The sequence below is a fragment of the Methylomicrobium album BG8 genome (assembly GCF_000214275.2).
GTDB lineage: Bacteria > Pseudomonadota > Gammaproteobacteria > Methylococcales > Methylomonadaceae > Methylomicrobium > Methylomicrobium agile.
Genome location: NZ_CM001475.1, coordinates 601,062 through 618,855 on the forward strand (window position 1 = coordinate 601,062; position 17,794 = coordinate 618,855).

16 protein-coding genes are annotated in these 17,794 nt (G+C 57.7%); 12 read left to right on the forward strand and 4 right to left on the reverse strand.

Translation table 11 applies throughout. The features are described 5' to 3' along the window. Positions 1-80: 80 nt before the first annotated feature. Positions 81-218 carry a hypothetical protein gene (locus tag METAL_RS20360; protein WP_213069438.1) on the forward strand — a complete coding sequence of 46 codons (138 nt, stop codon included), beginning with the start codon at positions 81-83 and terminating at the stop codon, positions 216-218. 145 nt (positions 219-363) lie between these two features. Continuing rightward, positions 364-576, forward strand: a complete 213-nt coding sequence (locus METAL_RS02555; RefSeq protein WP_040578273.1) for a hypothetical protein — start codon at positions 364-366, stop codon at positions 574-576. 508 nt (positions 577-1,084) lie between these two features. Here METAL_RS02555 and METAL_RS02560 read toward each other — a convergent pair. Next, positions 1,085-1,897: a LytR/AlgR family response regulator transcription factor gene (locus METAL_RS02560; RefSeq protein ID WP_005369348.1), complete on the reverse strand. Its 813-nt coding sequence runs from the start codon at positions 1,895-1,897 to the stop codon at positions 1,085-1,087. Next, positions 1,894-2,967 (reverse strand): sensor histidine kinase, encoded by a 1,074-nt coding sequence (locus METAL_RS02565; RefSeq protein WP_005369350.1) that lies wholly within the window; start codon positions 2,965-2,967, stop codon positions 1,894-1,896. The genes METAL_RS02560 and METAL_RS02565 overlap by 4 nt, the downstream gene beginning before the upstream one ends. Before the next feature lie 401 nt (positions 2,968-3,368). Here METAL_RS02565 and METAL_RS02575 point away from each other — a divergent pair, with 401 nt between their 5' ends. The 3 genes from METAL_RS02575 (at position 3,369) to METAL_RS02585 (ending at position 6,747) form a co-directional block, all read left to right on the forward strand. After that, positions 3,369-4,145, forward strand: a complete 777-nt coding sequence (locus METAL_RS02575; protein ID WP_005369352.1) for a hypothetical protein — start codon at positions 3,369-3,371, stop codon at positions 4,143-4,145. A gap of 271 nt (positions 4,146-4,416) precedes the next feature. Then, on the forward strand, positions 4,417-5,523 hold the full coding sequence (leuB, locus tag METAL_RS02580; protein ID WP_005369353.1) for a 3-isopropylmalate dehydrogenase: 1,107 nt from the start codon (positions 4,417-4,419) through the stop codon (positions 5,521-5,523). Between the two features lie 423 nt (positions 5,524-5,946). After that, on the forward strand, positions 5,947-6,747 hold the full coding sequence (locus METAL_RS02585; protein ID WP_005369355.1) for a ferritin-like domain-containing protein: 801 nt from the start codon (positions 5,947-5,949) through the stop codon (positions 6,745-6,747). Between the two features lie 54 nt (positions 6,748-6,801). On the opposite strand, the gene acs is transcribed toward METAL_RS02585, so the two are convergent. Further along, complete coding sequence (gene acs / locus METAL_RS02590; RefSeq protein WP_005369356.1) at positions 6,802-8,745, reverse strand: acetate--CoA ligase; 1,944 nt, start codon at positions 8,743-8,745, stop codon at positions 6,802-6,804. A 466-nt stretch (positions 8,746-9,211) separates the two neighbouring features. Between acs and METAL_RS02595 the strand changes: the two genes are divergently transcribed. Then, entirely contained in the window at positions 9,212-9,451 is a 240-nt protein-coding gene (locus tag METAL_RS02595) for a hypothetical protein (RefSeq protein ID WP_005369359.1), read from the forward strand. Positions 9,452-9,611: 160 nt separating this feature from the next. Here the strand turns inward: METAL_RS02595 and METAL_RS02600 are convergent, their stop codons facing one another. Further along, a complete protein-coding gene (locus METAL_RS02600; protein ID WP_005369360.1) occupies positions 9,612-10,394 on the reverse strand; it encodes an enoyl-ACP reductase FabI in 783 nt (260 codons plus the stop codon). 123 nt (positions 10,395-10,517) lie between these two features. Between METAL_RS02600 and METAL_RS02605 the strand changes: the two genes are divergently transcribed. The 6 genes from METAL_RS02605 (at position 10,518) to METAL_RS02630 (ending at position 17,769) form a co-directional block, all read left to right on the forward strand. Next, positions 10,518-12,719 carry an ABC transporter substrate-binding protein gene (locus tag METAL_RS02605; RefSeq protein ID WP_005369361.1) on the forward strand — a complete coding sequence of 734 codons (2,202 nt, stop codon included), beginning with the start codon at positions 10,518-10,520 and terminating at the stop codon, positions 12,717-12,719. Continuing rightward, positions 12,716-13,693: an ABC transporter permease gene (locus tag METAL_RS02610; RefSeq protein ID WP_005369362.1), complete on the forward strand. Its 978-nt coding sequence runs from the start codon at positions 12,716-12,718 to the stop codon at positions 13,691-13,693. The genes METAL_RS02605 and METAL_RS02610 overlap by 4 nt, the downstream gene beginning before the upstream one ends. Positions 13,694-14,038: 345 nt before the next feature. Beyond that, entirely contained in the window at positions 14,039-15,019 is a 981-nt protein-coding gene (ygfZ, locus tag METAL_RS02615) for a CAF17-like 4Fe-4S cluster assembly/insertion protein YgfZ (RefSeq protein WP_005369363.1), read from the forward strand. Beyond that, complete coding sequence (locus tag METAL_RS02620; RefSeq protein WP_005369364.1) at positions 15,016-16,020, forward strand: COX15/CtaA family protein; 1,005 nt, start codon at positions 15,016-15,018, stop codon at positions 16,018-16,020. The genes ygfZ and METAL_RS02620 overlap by 4 nt, the downstream gene beginning before the upstream one ends. Before the next feature lie 250 nt (positions 16,021-16,270). After that, the gene (locus tag METAL_RS02625) at positions 16,271-17,026 is read left to right on the forward strand and encodes a rhomboid family intramembrane serine protease (protein WP_005369365.1); all 756 of its coding nucleotides are present in this window, start codon (positions 16,271-16,273) and stop codon (positions 17,024-17,026) included. A gap of 293 nt (positions 17,027-17,319) precedes the next feature. After that, positions 17,320-17,769: a hypothetical protein gene (locus METAL_RS02630; protein WP_157203413.1), complete on the forward strand. Its 450-nt coding sequence runs from the start codon at positions 17,320-17,322 to the stop codon at positions 17,767-17,769. The last annotated feature ends 25 nt before the right edge of the window (positions 17,770-17,794 follow it).

Consider the following 17,794-nt stretch of genomic DNA (forward strand, 5'->3'; position numbering starts at 1 on the left):
ATAAGCGGTTATACACAGAAGGTTGACCTGGAGATCAACTTGTTGAATGGAGGGGTAAAACCATAAATCCTCCCTGAAAAATGAATCAAAGCTTTAGGCATCCGATAAAAACCGATGCCGAAACAATTCAAAAAGAAAGCCAGGTACAGCGTTTAAATCAGAAGCGTACAGCTATCGGCAGAAGATTTGAATCGGCAATAACGGTTGATTTAGGGTAAAGAATGGATAAGAGGCGTAGCCATTCGGCACGATGCTGCACGAAAGAATCGGCGAATGTCCGCGATTCACAAATTTTATGAATGGCGGCATGAGAAAACGTCATTTGGGTAGCATCTCGGCGAACTGGCTGAAAACGCGATCGGTGTGATTGCGCCGGATCGGAGCTACCGGCGTCTTGCGCAGTGCCCGCGCTTGTCCGGGGCGGATTCTTCCAGCTTCGGGCCGGAAGGCCGTTTATACGCGGTGGTCAATCGGCTGCATCGATCGGCCGTGTTGAACGGCGGCGAAGCCGCCTCGGTGCTGCCGTATTACCTGCAGCGAGTCAAACCGCTCGCGTCCGGCTTGCCCGGGCGCTAGAGCATTTTCGCTTTGGGTCTATGGCCTTCGTAAGGAAAGCACGTCATTCCGGCAGAGCCTGCCCCGGTCAGGGATTGCCGGACGACTGTACCCGTAGCGCTATGCGTACCTTTCGACATTGAGGGTACGCACTCGGCAACTGCTCCATGCGTTGCCCTAACTCCCGCATCCCTGCAGTCGAGCGTACCCTACGGGGCTGGACTTAACGGCTGGGCACCCTTCAGAAGGTGAGGACTTCCCTATACGCGATATGAAAATGCTCTAAGGATAGCTCCACATAATTTTCCGAAAATCGGTAGGCTACAGAGGAGTTGAAATAAACATTCGCTTCCCCCCTTTGAAAAAGGGGGATCGAGGGGGATTTATTTGAAAAATCTCCCCCAAAGCTCGCTTTGGATCACTCTTCTCTCACATTCAAAGCCAGCTTTTCAAAGCAAGCTTTGAACTCCAATGCTCGAGCTTTGCAGGACTTGTGTATAACGATGGGCGCTCCTGTGTGGGAACCAGCTCAAATAAGTCCATCTGTTCGGGATGCGCGGCCGGCCGTTCGCGTGAGGCGCGCCCGCAGGGCAGCGGCATAGGTTCGTCCCACCCGTACTTCCGACCCGTCGGCGAGAGCCGCGATGAGTGCGGCAAAAGGAGCCTGTCTGATGCGAACGATCGCACTGCGGCGCACGATGGTACTGCGGTGGATGCGCACGAAGTCGGCCGGGTCGAGGCGCCGTTCAAGGGAGGCGAGGCTTTCCTGGTAAAGGTAGTCCGCCCCCGCGACATGGATGCGCACATAATCGCGTTCGGCCTGAAAGCGGAGGATGTTTTCCGGCGCGATCCGCACAAACACGTCCCGGACCTTCACCCAAAATTCGCTCGCCCGCTTGGGCTGTTCGTTCAAGGCCCGTTTGAGCGAGACGATGGTTTCCTGCAGCTCGGCGATCCGGTCTGCCTGAAGGCGTGACGCAGCGGCCCATCGCGCCCGTTCCATGGCCGTGCAGAACCGGCCGGGCTCAATGGGCTTGGTGATGTAATCCACGGCATTGGCCTCGAAAGCGCGCAGCGCATGATGGTCGAAGGCGGTCACGAAAACGACGGCGGGCGGCGCCGCCCCTACTAGCCTTTCCAGCACGTCGAAGCCGCTTCCGCCGGGCATCTGGATGTCGAGGAGCAGAATGTCCGGCTGAATTTTCCCTACCGCGCGGTAGGCTTCGTCCACATCGCCAGCCTCTTCGATTCGGCCGACCCAGTCTATTTTGCCCAAAAGGCGCGTCAGCCTGCGCCGGGCGAGCGGCTCGTCGTCAACCACGAGAACGGTTAGTTCCATCATGCCAGCCTCCAGGGCATGTCGATGGAGACACGGTAGCGGCCGGGTGCCACAGGGCCGGACGAAAACTGGCTGTCGCCCTGGAATCGGGCGTTCAGACGCTCCGCCACGTTCCGCAGCCCCACGCCCATGCCGGGCGGTCGGTTGCCCGCCGTATCGCACGGCGGTATGTCGTTTTCCACTACCACGCGCAGACGGTCGGCCTCCCGGTATGCTTTGAGCAAGATTTCCACCTCGCCGGTCGCGGTCCCGATGCCATGCTTGATCGCGTTTTCGATCAGCGGTTGAAGGATCAGGCTCGGCACCAGCGCGCCGCCAGTTTCCGCGGGCATGTCGATGCGGAAGGTCATTCGGTCGGAGAAGCGCTCGCGCTCGATTTCAAGATATTCCTTCTGAAGCGCGAGTTCGTCGGCAAGCGGAACGTCATGCATGGGGTCGAGCGAGAGCGTGGCGCGCATGAACGTAGCCAGGGAGAGCACCATGCGTTCGGCGCGCGTGGCCGCGCCTTCCTCGATCAACCCCGCGATGGAGTTGAGCGTGTTGAACAGGAAATGCGGATTCACCTGATAGCGGAGCGCCCGCATCTGCGCCGTCAGCGCCTCCTCGCGAACCGCCGCCAGCCTGCGTTCGCGGTCGCGCACCTCGAAATTGTAGAGGAGGGCAACGAACAGGCACGACCAGCCGAACAGCATGGAGGCGCCTTCGATCAGCATATAACCGGAGTAGGTCGGATCGAACTTCACCGGCTGCGGATATTTGCAGATCATATAGTCGATGAAATCGATCGCGGTGAAGATCGGCGCGGTCACCGCGGTCATCAGGAAGCAGAACAGCGCTTTCTGCGTGAAAGACAGCCCACGCATCCGGAACAGCAACAGAGACATGACGTAAGTCATCAACGCGCTTGCCCCGAACAGCACGAATTTAAGCGGTGCCGACTCCAGCGGATCGATATGGATGAAATAGCCCAATAGGCTGTCGGCGACGAACATGCAGATCCAGTAGATCAGGCTGAGACGCAGCGTCGCCCTGCGCACGGCGGCTGCAAGATCGGTCATGTCTGTCATGCTCATGATGTTAGCTCCTGGTTCATGGGCACATTTTACCTCGTCGAGAGAGAAGGCGGAGTGCCCTTCGTCCCCTCCAGATCGCCGTTCGCAGATTTTTTCGTCGTTCGACGGCGGCTTCTTACGGGTTGGCAGAAAACGAATTAAGCGTGGTCGTCGAGCGGCTTGACTGTAACATCTATTCTATGCTGATATATCCGGCGGAGCGGCATCGTGCATTCATCGGAGCGTTTACCGCCAAGATGGAGGACGTCGATGAGACGAGTGGATTTTTATGCGCGCCCGATCTAATTGGAGTTGATGGACAGCACCCCGAAATACTTCCTCTCAACCCATCAATGAGAGCCAGCTGATAAATTTTTTGTCGTGTACAGGGTAATTTGAGCCCTGCTTTTTAAGGAGAAACCATGATTGATTTAAGAACCCTGGTGTTAATCGCGATAAGCCTTGTCACTTGGCATGCGCAGGCGGCGCCGCGAACAGATCTCACTAATGTGGAGCGTTTCACCGATATTGGTGGTGGTGAGGTGAAGTGGGAACAAGGCACGCTTTACACCGATGCGAAGGGTTTCATACCGATTACCAGCGGGAATTTTCCTTTATCTGGTTTTGATCTGACGCCCGAATTGCTGGCGCCGGTTTCCGGCAAATTCGTTATATCGCTGGCGACGTGGACGCTGTTTTCGGATAACTTCGATTTAAGCAAGTTTCAACGTTCTTCGGGAACCTATTCGATCAAGAGCGTACCTCATGTCATCGTTAGCGTAAAAGGCGCCGTGCCGCCCACGCCGATCGGAAGCGGCGAGGAAGTGCTGAAACTCAATACCTCGGGCACGGCCTATTGCGGAGGCGTTCCGCCGCGGAAGTTCAGTTCGCGCAATGACGTCGACCTGTGGCTTCACATCGACGGCGAAACCTCCGCAAAACTCTATAGCGATCAGGCGCTCACATCGGTCGTCGCCGAACTCAACGTCAACAGTCTACCGATCTCGGCCAAGAAGGCTTCGTTCAGCGCCTTTTCCGGAGATGCCGGAAATCATATCGTGATACTCGGCACGTATACGCTTGACGCCGCCGGAACAATCAAATCGCTGAAAGCGACGCTGATCCAGCGGTCCGTGATTGACGCCTGTTATTCGGCCGCCTCCGTTACCGGAAAACTTACCGGAAAACGCATTAATTGAGGGTTTGATTCATTAAGGCGGAACCGGTTACGGATTCCGCTGCCATGCCAAACGATCCATTATTCTGCAGCAGAACTTCATTCGGCGGAGCCCGGCAAGCCGGTTCCGCCTTACGGGTTTCGGCGCTGCCTCCGGTTCGGCGGCCGCTACGCCAGGAACGCCGCCGACACCATGAAATTTGCCTCCGCTGCCGTCATCTTCGCTCAAACTGCAGTATAATGAGCGGTTTATTTTCAGTTCATTGAATTCATTAACATTCCCAAAGGCACTCATGAAGCATTACAAAATCGCCGTCTTGGCCGGTGACGGTATCGGTCCCGAAATTACCCAGGAAGCCATCAAGGTTCTCAAAGTCGTCGAAGAACGCAACGACGTCACCTTCGAACTGATGCCGGCACTGTTCGGCGCCTGTGCCTATTTCGCGACCGGCGACGCGTTCCCGCAGGAAACGATCGCCATTTGCGACCAGGCCGACGCGATTTTGAAAGGTCCGATCGGATTGAGCCACGAGGAATCCAAAAAAATTCCGGTCGACAAGCAGCCCGAACGCGGCGCCTTATTGCCTTTGCGCCGTCGCTACAACACCTACGCGAATTTCCGTCCGGTTTCGCTGCCGAAGGCACTGGCGCACTTTTCGCCGCTGAAGCCCGAAGTGATCGGCGAAGGGATCGACCTGATCATGGTGCGTGAACTGGTCGGCGGCCTGTATTTCGGCGAGAAGGAAATGGGTGTCAACGCGCAGGGTCTGCGTTACGTTCGCGAAACGCTCGAATACGACGAAGCGCAGATCCGCCGGATCATGCACCAGGCGTTCAAGCTGGCGATGAAGCGCCGCAAACTGCTGCACAACATCCACAAGAGCAACGTGCTGAAATCGAGCGTGCTCTGGAACGAGGTGATGGAAGAAGTCGCGAAGGAATACCCGGAAGTGAAAGTCGTCAATTATTTGGTCGATGCGGCCGCGACCGCGCTGTGCCTGAACCCGGCCCAGTTCGACGTGATGGTGATGGAAAACATGTTCGGCGATATTTTGAGCGACCAGGGCGGCGGCATCCTCGGCTCGCTGGGCCTGATGCCTTCGGCCTGCCTGGGCGACGACAAGGCCTATTATGAGCCTTCGCACGGTTCCGCGCCGGATATCGCCGGCAAGAATATCGCCAATCCGTACTCGATGATCGGCTCGGTGGCGATGATGCTGGAAAACAGCTTCGACATGGCCGACGAGGCGAAGAATGTCTGGGCGGCGATGCAGGGCGTGTTCGCGGATGGCTTCTCGACCGCCGATCTGTCCAAACCGGGCAGCGGCGTCAAGATGATCAGTACGGTCGAGTTCGGCGACAAGGTCGTCGAGAAACTGCGTGCGATGCCGAAAGTTTAAACGGCGGCATATTATTGTTGTAAGGTGGGTTAGAGCATTTTCATATCGCGTATAAGGGCGCACTACCGTTAAGTCAAGCCGTCATCTCGGCATGGATTCATGCCAGGCTTTCCTGCCTGGCCCCCTTCGGGTCAATGCAAATCTGTTCCAGACAGATTTGTGCCGAGATCCAGACTGCAGGGATGCATTAAAGCTTGCCAGCCCTGGCTTCTGGATTCGGCAACCGCTCCCTGCGTTGCTCTATCTCCCGCATCCATGCAGTCGTCCGGCAATCCCTGCCGGAATGACGAGTTTCCCCCTCACTTTGCGGCATGGCTTATGACCGTACACCCAAAACGAAAATGCTCTAGTCGCGCAATGCCGGAATCTTTTGGGGTTCACAAATCGTTCCGCGCGCAGTAACAACCCACCAAAGATACCCGTATGAACTCGATTTTCGATTTTGCCGAAGCCTGCCTTTACCGGAGCGACATCGACGAAAAACTGGAACTGACGCATCGGGCAATGCAACTGCTGCGGGAAAACCGTTTGCAGTTGACTTCCTCCGGGCAGGTGTTGCCGATCGAGGGCGTCCGGTTTCCGGAGCGGCCGGTGCTGCTGCCGCCGCGCGAAATGCCGAGCCGGAAGCTGAACACGCCCGGAGGGGCCGCGGCGTTTTTCCATGCGATCGCGCACGTCGAGTTTGTCGCGATTTACCTGGCCTGGGACTTGCTGTACCGCTTTCGCGGTCTGCCTGAACAGTTTTATCGCGATTGGCTGCGCGTGGCCGACGAGGAAGCCCAGCATTTCGCACTGATTCGCGAGCATCTGAAGGCGATGGGCGTCGATTACGGCGATCTGCCCGCGCACGGCGGCCTCTGGGAACATGCGACCGATACGGCGGGGCTCTTGCCGGCACGCTTGGCACTGGTGCCGCGCTGCATGGAAGCGCGGGGACTGGATGTTACCCCGGCACTGATCGAGAAGTTCCGGCAGGCCGGCGATCAACAAAGCGTCGCGATCCTGACCCGGATTTTGACCGACGAGATCGGTCATGTCGAACTCGGGTCTTACTGGTTCAAGTTCGTCTGCCGGGAAGAAGGGGGCGATCCCGAAGCCGAGTACCGCCGCCTCATCGGCGAATATTACAAAGGCGGCCGGCCGAAAGGACCTTTCAACCGACCGCTGCGCCACAAAGCCGGTTTTTCGGATGCCGAACTGGACTGGCTGGAGACCGGCGGTTAACTCGCGGTGCGAGTCCGTTTTTAACGAGGAGCGTACCCTCCGCTTTTTCTCAACCTAATCGCCCTTCACGACCCGGTGCTCGATGATGTTCTGCACCACCGAAGGATCGGCCAGCGTCGAGGTGTCGCCGAGATTGTCCAGTTCGCCCGCCGCGACCTTGCGTAGAATCCGGCGCATGATCTTGCCCGAACGCGTTTTCGGGAGCGAGGGCGCCCACTGGATGATGTCCGGGTGCGCGATCGGGCCGATTTCCTTCCGGACCAGTTCGTCCAGTTCCTTGCGCAGTTGTTCGGTTGGCTCGACGCCCGTGTTCAACGTTACATACGCATAGATGCCCTGGCCTTTGATGTTGTGCGGGTAGCCGACCACCGCCGCTTCCGCGACCGACTCGTGCAGTACCAGCGCGCTTTCGATCTCGGCCGTGCCCAAACGGTGGCCCGACACGTTCAGCACGTCGTCGATTCGGCCGGTGATCCAGTAATAGCCGTCGGCATCGCGTTTGGCGCCGTCGCCGCTGTAATAAAAACCGGGGGCCTTGCTGAAATAAGTGTCGATGTAGAGCTTATGGTCGCCGTAGATCGTGCGCGCCTGTCCGGGCCAGGATCGGGCGATGATCAGGCTGCCTTCGGCGGCGCCTTCCAGGATTTGGCCGTTCGTATCCAGAATTTCCGGTTTGATCCCGAAAAACGGCAGGGTGGCCGAGCCGGGTTTCAGGTCGGTCGCGCCCGGCAGCGGGGTGATCATGATCCCGCCGGTCTCGGTTTGCCACCAGGTATCCAGGATCGGGCGCGTGCCGCCGCCGACCACATGGTAATACCATTCCCAGGCCTCCGGATTGATCGGCTCGCCGACGCTGCCGAGGATTCGGAGGCTCTGCCGGGAGGTTTGGTTGACGTAACGGTCGCCTTGCGCCATCAATGCGCGGATCGCGGTCGGCGCGGTATAAAAAATATTGACCTTGTGCTTGTCGACCACCTGCCAGAAGCGGTCCGGTCCCGGATAAGTCGGCACGCCTTCGAACATCAGCGTTGTCGCGCCGTTGCAGAGCGGGCCGTAGACCACGTACGAATGGCCGGTCACCCAACCGATGTCCGCGGTGCACCAGTAAACGTCGCCGTCGTGGTAATCGAACACATACTTGTGCGTGATCGCCGCATAGATCAGGTAACCGCCGGTCGTATGCAGCATTCCTTTCGGTTTGCCGGTCGAGCCGGAGGTATAAAGAATGAATAGAGGATCTTCGGCATCCATCGGCTCCGGCGGGCAATCGGCGGAGGCGGCGGCCATCGTTTCGTGATACCAGAGGTCGCGGCCTTCCTGCCAGCCGATTTTGCCGCCGGTATTTTGGATCACGATGATTTTTTCCAGCATCGGGCAATGCTTGGCGGCTTTGTCCACGTTCGCCTTCAGCGGCACGACCTTGCCGCCCCGGTAGCCTTCGTCCGCGCAGACCACGAATTTGCCGCCGCAGTCCAGAATCCGGTCTTTCAGCGCCTCGGCCGAAAAGCCGCCGAACACGACCGAATGCACCGCGCCGATCCGCGCGCAGGCGAGCATCACCGCCGCGGCCTCGGCGATCATCGGCAAATAGATGCAGACCCGGTCGCCTTTCCCGACGCCCCGGGTTTTCAGTACGTTCGCGAAGCGGCAGACTTCTTCGTACAGTTCGCGGTAGGTGATCTTCTTATCGTGCGCCGGATTATCGCCTTCCCAGATGATCGCGACCTGATCGCCGCGCTTGTCCAAATGGCGGTCCAGGCAGTTTACGCTGACGTTCAGCTTGCCGCCGTCGAACCAGCGGATATGCGCCGATTCGAAATCATAATCCGAGACGGTATGCCAGCGTTGTTCCCAGTCCAGAAACCGCTCCGCCTGTTCGGCCCAGAAGGCGTCGGGTTCGGCGAGCGCCCGTTGATAAAGGGCATGATAGGTTGTGCGATCGATATATGCTTGGGCGGCGGTTTCAGGTTTTACCGGATAGACGTGGGCGTCTGACATGAAGCGAATCCTTAATTAATATATTTGAAATGCGACGGTTTGAGGGGGACATCAACAGAACACGCATCTTATCAAAGTGACGGTTTTTTCCCGTAAAAAATTCCGGTAGGGAAGGCGGGGCACATCGAGAAGCGTCATGGATGAGTCCGGTGCCGCCAGGAAGGGCGGAAGCCTGCTTATATCCGAACGGATCATTCGAGACGCAACGATGACGAGACCTGAACGTCTTTATACGTGGCCCGATCGATTTTATTGGGCAAGCCTTTTTCGGGATAAGTCAGGTTTAACAACAAATTATTGTTTTCTCTTGATTTATTGCATCCATGTCAGGTTGATTATAAAGATTGACATTCGGAGCTATTAAGCGCCTACTGGCTGCCGGCGGTTCAGGAAAAATTTAAAAACGACTCACTCAATCGATTTTCGATTCAATGCGTCCGGGTGTCTTAGGGACAGGAGAGTAAAGATGATGACGATATCGCAAAGAATCAGGCAAGACATTGCCTCCCCCTTCCTGGACATAGACGTATTGAATGTGGTCGTCCATCGCCGCGCTGTTATCTATGATGAAGCGCGCTTGTCCGGCTATTTTTTCAGACGGGGCGATTACTTCGTGACCGACGGTTCCGGAAGCTGCGTTTACCGTCCGGTAAAGACCGATTTTGAAAGAGTTTGGACGGGCGGCGAATGGGCCGATCGATTTTAAAGCTCGCCGCGGGCAGGATGCGCTGAGTTTGCGAGGCGCATCGAGCCTCCTTTAGGGTATCGATCGCAAACGATGGGTTTCGCTTCGCTCTACCCATCCTACGGGGTCGTACAATCCCGTTCCCGCGCCGGAGCGTGGGAACGAAGCGAAGAAGGCGTGATTAAGACGCGGCCAATCCCGCGATGTTATAGCCGCAGTCGACGTAAGTCACTTCGCCGGTGACGCCGGAGGCGAGGTCCGAGCACAGGAAGGCTGCCACATTGCCGACTTCCTCGATGGTGACGTTGCGCTTCAGCGGCGCGGTGTCGGCGGCTTTGCTCAGCATCGCCTTGAAGTTGTTGATGCCGGAAGCGGCCAGGGTGCGGATCGGGCCGGCCGAGATCGCGTTCACGCGGGTGCCTTCGGCGCCCAGCGCGACCGCCATGTAGCGCACGTTCGCTTCCAGGCTGGCTTTCGCGACGCCCATCACGTTGTAGTTCGGAATTGCGCGTTCGGCGCCGAGGTAGGTCAGGGTCAAAAGCGAGCCGTTGCGGCCCGCCATCATGCTCCGGCCGGCCTTGGCCAGCGCGGTGAAGCTGTACGAACTGATGTCATGCGCAATCCGGAAATTGTCGCGGGTCGTCGCGTTCACGTAATCGCCTTCCAGCGCATCGCGCGGCGCGAACGCGACCGAATGCACGATGCCGTCGAGCCCGTCCCAGTGCTGGCCCAGGACTTTGAAGACATTCTCGATGTGGTCGTCGTTGCTGACGTCGCATTCGACGGTGATGTTGGAACCGCATTCGGCAGCCATTTCCTCGACCCGGCCCTGCAGCTTGTCGTTTTGAAAGGTGAACGCCAGCTCGGCGCCTTCCCGGTGCATCGCCTTCGCGATCCCCCAGGCAATCGAGCGATTGCTGGCCAGACCGACAATCAAGACACGTTTGCCCTGCATGAATCCCATTCTGATCTCCTCTTATTATTGTTGATATACTTTGTGCGGCGTTTGCCTTCGCGAGCGAAAAATCCGGTATCGCCCTGCAAACACGATAAAATAACCCGCAAAGTATCCACGACCACTCCTGCGATGTCCAGTCTTTTGTCATCCAAATTTCGGCCTGCCGGCGTTTCGGCTTTCGTGTTGTTTTGCCTGGCGGTTTCGCTGATTCCGGCCGGCTGTACCGGTACGCTCTGGAACGATCCTTACCCGCCCGAGGACGACAAACAGGCGGTCCTGTATCAATCGTTCGCGGAACGGCCGAAGCATCTGGATCCGGCGGTCGCCTACAGCGAGAACGAATATGCGTTCATCGCGCAGATTTACGAACCGCCGCTGCAATACCATTACCTGAAGCGGCCTTATCAACTGGTGCCGCTGACGGTTACGCGCCTGCCCGAGATTACCTATTACGGTCGGCAGGGGCAAAAGCTGGCCCCGGATGCGGACCCGCAAGACATCGCCTACAGCGACTATCTGCTCGAAATCAAGCCCGGCATTCGCTTCCAGCCGCACCCGGCTTTCGCGCAGGATCAAGGCGGGCAATATCGCTATCATCATCTCAAGCCTGAAGAAATCGAATCGTTATCGACCCTGAACGATTTTGCCGAAACCGGCACGCGCGAATTGACCGCTGAGGATTATGTCTACCAGATCAAGCGGTTGGCCTATCCCAAAACGCAGTCGCCGATCGCGGAAATCATGAAGGGCTATATCGTCGGTTTCGACGAGTTCGCCGGACAAAGCGCGGACAAGCCCATGCCGGCGCTCCGGACGCTGCCGATGAGCGGCGTCGAAGTGCTGGACCGTTACCGTTACAAGATCCGGATCAAGGGCAAATACCCCCAGTTCAGCTACTGGCTGGCCATGCCGTTTTTCGCGCCGATGCCCTGGGAGGCCGATGCGTTCTACGGCCAGCCGGGGCTCGATGACAAGAACGTCACGCTGGACTGGTATCCGGTCGGCAGCGGGCCTTTTTATCTGGCCGAGAACAATCCGAACCGGCGGATGCTGCTGCTCAGAAATCCGAACTTTCATACCGAAACCTATCCGGCCGAAGGCGAGCCGGGCGATGCGGAGCAAGGGCTGCTGGAGGATGCCGGCAAGCCGCTGCCGTTCATCGACAAGGTGGTCTTCACGCTCGAAAAGGAAACGATTCCAAGCTGGAGCAAGTTTCTGCAGGGCTATTACGACGCCTCGGGCATCGCTTCCGACAGTTTCGATCAGGCGGTCCAGTTTACCGGCGGCGGGATCACGCTGACCGACAGTCTGAAGGAGAAGGGCATCCGCCTACAGACTTCGGTCGAAACCTCGATCTTCTACATGGGCTTCAACATGCTCGATCCGACGGTCGGCGGCGACAGCGAGAAAAGCCGGAAACTGCGCCAAGCGATCGCGATTGCGGTCGATTACGAGGAGTTCATCGCGATCTTCCGGAACGAGCGCGGCGTGCCGGCGCAAGGCGCGATTCCGCCCGGCATTTTCGGCAACGAAGCAGGGGAAGCCGGACTGAACCGTTACGTCTACGACTGGGTGAACGGCAAGCCGCAGAGGAAGCCGATCGAGGCAGCCCGTAAACTGATCGCGGAAGCCGGCTATCCGAACGGGATCGATCCGAAGACCAAAGCCCCGCTGATCCTGTATTTCGACACCACCGCGACCAGTGTCGATGACAAGCCGCTGATGAACTGGTACCGCAAGCAGTTCCAGAAGCTCGGCATCCAGTTGGTGATCCGCGCGACCGATTACAACCGCTTTCAGCAGAAGATGAGTTCCGGCAATGCGCAGATTTTTACCTGGGGCTGGAACGCCGATTACCCGGACCCGGAGAATTTCTTTTCGCTGCTGTACGGGCCGAACGGCAAGGTCAAGCAAAGCGGCGAGAATGCGGGCAACTACCGGAATCCCGAATTCGACCGCCTGTTCGAACGGATGCGCAACATGGAAAACGACCCGCCGCGCCTCGAAATCATCCGGCAGATGCAGGAGATCATCCGCCGCGATGCGCCCTGGGTGTTCGGTTTCCACCCGAAGACTTTCTCGTTGTACCACGGCTGGGTCAGCAACCTGAAGCCGAACCTGATGGCGAACAATCGGACCAAATATATCCGGGTCGATCCGGTCCGGCGCGCCGAACTCCGCAAAGACTGGAACCGGCCGGTGCTCTGGCCTCTCGCTATCGGCGGCGCGGCCTTGATTCTGTTGCTGATGCCTGCGGTTAGCGCCTACCGCCGCCGCACCCACCGGCCCGTGTCCGAAATATCGAAGATTCAAACGGAAGCCATTCGATGATCTACTACATTATCCGCCGCCTGCTGTACGCGTTTCCGATCTTGATCGGGATCAACATCCTGACTTTCGTGCTGTTCTTTGTCGTGAACGGCCCCGACGACATGGCCCGGATGCAACTCGGCCAGAAGCATGTGACGCCGCAGGCGATCCAGAACTGGAAACAGCAGCATGGCTATGACAAGCCGCTGCTTTGGAATGAAGAAGCAAAGGGCGGCGACAAACTGACCGAGACGATTTTTTACCGGAAGACGGTCGGCCTGTTCCTGTTCCGTTTCGGCGTGTCCGACAGCGGCCGCAACATCGGCGCGGACATCCGGCAGCGCATGTGGCCGAGCCTGGCGCTCGCGTTGCCGACGCTGGTGGTCGGTCTGCTGATCAATATCGGCTTCGCGCTGTTGATGGTGCTGTTCCGGGGCAGCTATCTCGAATTCGGCGGGCTGGTGCTGTGCGTGGTCCTAATGTCGATCTCGTCCTTGTTCTACATCATCGGCGGCCAGTTCGCGATCGGCAAGCTGATGAAGCTGGTGCCGATTTCCGGCTACGACGAAGGCTTCGGCGCGTTCAAGTTTCTGATCCTGCCGGTGGTGATCGGCGTGATTTCGGGCATCGGTTCGGGCGTGCGCTGGTACCGGACCCTGTTCCTCGAAGAAGTCGGCAAGGATTACGTGCGCACCGCCCGCGCCAAAGGCCTGACCGAAACGCAAACCCTGTTCCGGCACGTGCTGCCGAATGCGATGATCCCGATCCTGACCGGCGTGGTGGTCGTATTGCCGCTCCTGTTCATGGGCAGCCTGATCATGGAATCGTTTTTCGGCATTCCGGGGCTCGGCAGCTACACGATCGACGCGATCAACAGCCAGGATTTCGCGATGGTGCGGGCGATGGTGTTTCTGGGGTCGATTTTGTATGTGCTGGGGCTGTTGTTGACCGATATTTCTTATACGTTGGTCGATCCGCGGGTGAGGTTGTCATAAGGAAAGGATCGTCGGATGGGTAGAGGCGCCAGCCGAAACCCATCGATCGAAACTTGCAGTCGTACCCATCCTACGGCTCTCGTAGCTCTCGTAGGGCGGATTCGCCGAAGGCAATCCGCCATCAGGATGGCAAATGGCGTTTTGCTATCGCGAAAACGCCCTATAGCTCTTAATACATTGGTGGGTCCGCGGATGAGATTGTCATAAGACAAGCTCGTAGGATGTGCTGAACGAAGTGAAGCGCATCGTTCGCGATCGATGCGCCTCCTTGCGTCGGCACATCCTACGATCCTGTTTGGGAAGGATAACCGGTATAATAGGCATTTTAACTTTCCGAACTGCTTCATGAATCCGCAATGGAAAACCTTTCTGCTCTCCGAGCAGGCTGTGATCGACGATGCTGATCGTGTCGTTTTTAAAGAATCAAAAACCGGCCAGCCTCGGATTTATCCAGTATCCCATCTGGGCATTCTGTCCGCCTCCGGCAAGGACGCGGCCAAATTGCTGCAAGGCCAGGCTACCTGCAACGTGTTCGAAGTGACCGAACATCAGGCCCGGATCGGCGCGTTCTGCAATCCGAAAGGGCGGGCGATCGCGACATTTCTGCTTGCGAAACACGCGGACGATTACCTGCTCGTGCTACCGCTGGCACAGCTCGAAGCGATCGGGAAACACCTGCAGAAATACGCGCTGCGCGCGGACGTGAAACTGGCCGACCGTTCCGGCGACTTCTGCCTGTTGGGGTTGAGCCGGAACGAGCCAGGTGCCGGGCAGTTGTTTGCCGCTCGCGCTGACGATGGCATAGTCCGGATTGAACTGGCTCCGGCTCGCACGCTGGTGATTGCCGAGCCGGAGCGGGCGATCGAGTTCTGGGCCGACCATCGGGATCAGCATGGCTTTGCGCCCGGCAATTCGGAAGACTGGCGCCTGCTCGACCTACTCGGCGGCATTCCCTGGCTCTCGCCGGCGACTGCCGAGGAACACGTTCCGCAAATGCTGAATCTGGACAAACTGGACGGGATCAGCTTTACCAAAGGCTGTTACACCGGCCAGGAAATCGTCGCGCGAACCCATTATCTCGGCAAGTCCAAACGCGCGCTGTTTCTGGCCGAATGCGAGCTCGACCAAGCGCCGGAGCCGAATGCGGCGATCGTCGACCGGGACGGCGGCGAGCAAAGCCGCGGCCAGGTGTTGACCGCGCTCGGTCATAACGGAATTTGCCATCTACTCGCGGTACTGCTGGTCAACGAAAGCGGCGACTACGATCTGGTACTGAAAGACCGTCCCGACATTTCCCTCCGTTTGTTACCTTTACCCAACGCATGAACGATCAAACCATTCTGAACTTCCGCCGCCTGGGCCTGTTGACCATTCTCGCGGTATATCTGGTGATTCTGGCCGGCGGCATCGTCCGGGCCTCCGGAGCGGGCATGGGCTGTCCGGACTGGCCGACCTGTTTCGGCCAATGGATCCCGCCGACCGACGAGTCGCAGTTGCCGTCCAACTACCATGAGATTTATGCGCAGCGCGGCTACGAAAACACCCAGTTCAACCCGGTCAAGACCTGGACCGAATACTCGAACCGGCTGGTCGGCGCGACCACCGGCATTCTGGTGCTGCTGACCGCGTGGGCGTCGCGCATTTTCCGGAAGCGCGACAAGACGATTTTCTATCTATCGCTGACTAACCTGTTTCTGATCGGTTTTCAGGGCTGGCTCGGCTCGTCGGTTGTCGCGAGCAACCTGAAACCGTACATGATCACGCTGCACATGCTGATGGCGCTGTTGATCGTGGCGCTGGTGATCTACACGATCGCCCGTTCGCAGAGGGAGACGTTCGCGACTATCGACAGCAGCGCGTTGCCGCCCCGTTTCAAGACGGTGCTGGCAGCCGCGATCGGGATGACCCTGCTGCAGGTCGCGATGGGCACGCAGGTGCGCGAGACGGTCGATTACCTCGCGCACGCGCACAACGCCATCGACCGGCAGTTCTGGCGCGAGGGTTTTCCGATCATTTTTTACGTGCACCGGTCGTTCTCGTCGATCATCCTGCTCACCAACCTCTGGCTATTCTGGAAGCTGCGCCGGACGCTGCCCCGGCAAAGCCTGCCGGTGCGTACCGGTTACGCGCTGATCGGACTGATCGTGACCGCGATTCTCGCCGGCGTTTCGCTAGACCGTCTCGGCATGCCGCCGGTCGCGCAGCCAATTCATCTGCTGATGGCGAATCTGATTTTCGGCGTGCAGTTTTTCCTGTTTATCACGCTGCGTTATTCGGCGGGCGTTGGTAAACAAGCACGCGCCGGAGAGATATTGCAAAATAATTAAAATCGTTCCCACGCGCCGTACTCGTTGTGATACGCATCGGATTAGCCTGATCCAATCAACGGACCGGCGGCGTCATTTCGGCGGTCCGTTTCTGCTGGACAACCTAATCGGCGCGGGCCGGGTCCAAAAATAAAACGGTTCCGGCCCTGCCATAAGGGATGCCGATTGAAATCGGGAGCGATTCCGTTTACATTGGCCGGATGCCGCCGGCAGCCGGACAATGACTTTACCGAATTTAAAGGAGAATTCCATGTTTCCGATCCGCGATGAAAATCCCACGATCCGTACCCCTGTCGCCACGCTCGGACTGATCGGATTGAATCTTCTGATCTGGATTTTTGTGCAGGGCGCGGGCAGCGAAGAGCCGCTGGTCAAATCGCTGTGCCTGTACAGCCTGATTCCGGGCGAGTTGTTGAATTCCGTACCGGTCGGCACGCGCCTGCAGTTGACGGACGACCTAGTCTGCGTGCTCGACGGCAAGGAAAGCCTTTCCACGCTGATTACGCATGCGTTCCTGCACGGCAGCTGGTTCCATATCATCAGCAACCTGTGGTTTTTGTGGATTTTCGGGGACAACGTCGAGGATGCGATGGGGCCCTTCCATTTTATCTTTTTTTACGGGTTATGTATCCTGGCGGCCGCAGCGGCCCAAATCGCGGCCGATCCCAGCGCGGTTACGCCGATGGTGGGCGCTTCCGGGGCGATCGGGGGCGTCATGGGCGCCTATGCCAGGCTTTACCCGAGGGCCTATGTGCACACGGTGATTCCATTGGGATTCTTTATCACGACCGCTGCGATTCCGGCCGTTTACATGCTCGGCTACTGGTTTTTCATCCAACTGATCAGCGCGGTCCCGGCGGTCGGCGGCCCTGCGCAAATCGCCTTCTGGGCGCATGCGGGGGGATTTGTCGCCGGTCTGCTGCTGATCAGGCCGATCAGCCGGCAGGATTATATCGACGAGCACAACCGGTTGACGCCGAATCAGAGCGCGAAGTATCGGCTTTGATGGGGAACGTGCTTTTAAATGTGACATTGGTATTGCAATGAGGGAATAAAATCAGCACCATATTGGGCTGTTTTAAATTTGCATTAAGATGTTTTATGGAGAATAACCGCTTCACTTCCGGACTCATCAATGAGCCGGTGCTGCCAAGAATGTTGCGTTTCATCGCATATTCTCTGGTGATTACCCTTTTCGCCTTTTCGCTTCCCATGTTGGTCCGTTATGGGGTTGAAGCTATTTTTGGGGAAAACGGGCCTCTCGAATGGGTGCATGTCGGGTTGCTGCTAGGCGCCAGCATGATATTTCTGTCAACAACCACAGCCGCTTCGGATTTCCGCGAGCTGCTGATCATTCTGGCGTCGGTTTCCGGATTTGCCGCGATCCGGGAACTGGACGGCCTTCTGGATGTATGGCTGCCCTGGATCAGTTGGAAATTCAGTTTTATCCTGATTCTGTATGCCGTCTATCTGGGTTGCGCGAATAGAGACAAATTCCGCTGGCAGTTTGCGCATTTCATGTCGACTTCCGCGTTTTCCGTACTGTGGGGAGGATTTATCGTGGCCATGCCGGTAGCGCAATTGTTCGGGCATGGCCCTTTCCTGCAGGAATTGATGGGAGACGACTACCAGCGTTTTTATAAATGCGTGATTGAAGAAAGCGGGGAGTTTGTCGGCTATCTGATGCTGTTGGCGGGCAGCATCGAGACCCGGATTCAGATGAAGGCGTTGCAAGGCCGATTGAGATAGCAAGATTCCTTGGTCCAGGGAGCAC